This window comes from Bacillus sp. P4_D3 (assembly GCF_056401855.1).
The window spans coordinates 1-1285 of record NZ_JBFUIN010000823.1 but is presented as its reverse complement, the minus strand read 5'-3'; the positions used below and the strand labels follow the sequence as shown (position 1 = coordinate 1285).

Sequence of the window (1285 nt, the reverse complement as noted above, 5' to 3'; positions counted from 1 at the left end):
GTTTTTTCATGTTTTTTGAAGTTGTTTAAAGGCAATAATCGGTAGTAAAATGATGCTCACCCAACCGATAATAGGGTATAGAATATGAAGTAATTCACTATATCCGATGAAACTAAAGCAATAACTAATTAGTAATATGAAATAAATAATGTTATTACTTTTCCATCCGGTAATGGATTGCATTTGTTTTGTCATTCCGAATATATTCCCAACTAATGTTGTGAATACTTCACCAAAAATGATAAGAACAAAGAAAAAATGGAAAGTTGCATTAAACCTTCTTACAACTTCAGCCATTGGGATGTTATATTGATAAAATTGATCAACTGATAATATTGCTAAATGGCTACATAATAAAATAAAGCAAAGCCCCGCGCCTCCTAAAATGCCACCCCATAAAATAGCTTTTCGATCTTTTACTTCACTGGCCAATGGGACGAGAACACTTTGGGCGAGAGAAAGATTTAATGCGACATATGTAATAGGGCTAGTAATCCATTTCATATTCCAACTTTCTGTAGGAACAGTTTCAATAATAGGAGTTGTACCATGAATAAAGGTTGTAATAGCAAGTCCGATAATAAAAATCATCATAATAGGTACGACAAGTGTATTCACTTCAAAAACACCTTGTAACCCCCGGCTCCCAATAATGAGGCAGGCGATGACTGTGATGAAAATACCAAGTTGTCTCGGGAGACGGAGTTGTTCTTCAAATACTGCCCCGGCTCCTGATAACATAACGCTAGTTACGCCAAATAATACGAGTAATAATAAAGTATTTACGACATTTCCAAATACATCTCCAAATAAATATTTATTAAATTCTTGCGCTGAAAATGCCCCGATTTGTGATGAAAGTAACATCATTTTTGTACCGAGCCAAATAAAAAAAAATCCACTTATACATATGCCGATGGTCCCGTACAATCCGTTAACTGTAAAAAATTCAACAATTTCTCGCCCAGTAGCAAATCCAGCTCCAACGACCGTTCCGATATAAGTAGCAGCGACTTTCTTTGCTACTTGCCATTGTTGATTGTCCATGTTATCCCTCTTTCTTCTATGATGAGCTTAACTTACTATTATGCATATGTGTGAGCTTGGACAATTAGACATATGAAGTAGTTGAAAGGATACATGAATTATATGATATTAGGGAAATATTAAGGTTGTTAAAACTTTGTTACATATAAGCTGTTCATTCGGAAGAATAGGGGATATATGGTAAAATGAAGTTAGGTTATTAAAAGATAGTAACATGATAAGAGGAGTGGATTGTATG

At 34.6% G+C, this 1285-nt stretch carries 1 protein-coding gene; it reads right to left on the bottom strand.

All coding sequences use genetic code 11. The features are described from left to right. Positions 1-6 precede the first annotated feature (6 nt). Entirely contained in the window at positions 7-1047 is a 1041-nt protein-coding gene (locus AC1DTM_RS27015) for a YkvI family membrane protein (RefSeq protein ID WP_002158216.1), read from the bottom strand. Positions 1048-1285 lie beyond the last annotated feature (238 nt).